1 protein-coding gene is annotated in these 443 nt (G+C 41.3%); it reads left to right on the top strand.

Annotated features, from left to right (window positions below; translation table 11 throughout):
- Positions 1-123: 123 nt before the first annotated feature.
- Positions 124-372, top strand: a complete 249-nt coding sequence (locus AB4238_RS21035; protein WP_372035433.1) for a DUF3297 family protein — start codon at positions 124-126, stop codon at positions 370-372.
- The last annotated feature ends 71 nt before the right edge of the window (positions 373-443 follow it).

Here is a 443-nt window from a genome sequence, read left to right as displayed (position 1 = left end):
AAAGATCTACAGTCCCTAACTATTATGTAGGGTGGTAACGCACATTTATTGTGGTCGCTATTGAGCATAAGGATGCTATTGCCTACAATGGCGCACGATTTATTTTTACTACAGGCCACTACCATGACCGACACGACTTCAAAACCTGCTTTACCTGATCGCCTATCCGTTAATCCACGTAGCAAGCACCATGTGGAAGCTATTTTTGAGCATGAAATTGGTATTAAGCTTAATGACAAAGAGCGTTTTGATGTTGAAGAATATTGCATCAGCGAAGGTTGGGTAAAAGTGCCATCACATAAAGCGTTAGACCGTCGCGGCCAACCGCTTATGATGACAGTTAAAGGAAGGGTTGAAGCCTTCTATAAGTAAATATTGTGGTTTAAATCGATAAGCTAATCATTAGCTAACAAAGCGGACCACAAGGTCTAATGCCGATCATT

It is taken from the genome of Shewanella sp. 10N.286.45.A1 (assembly GCF_041470405.1).
Lineage (GTDB): Bacteria > Pseudomonadota > Gammaproteobacteria > Enterobacterales > Shewanellaceae > Shewanella.
This window is presented reverse-complemented; position numbering and strand designations above follow the sequence as displayed.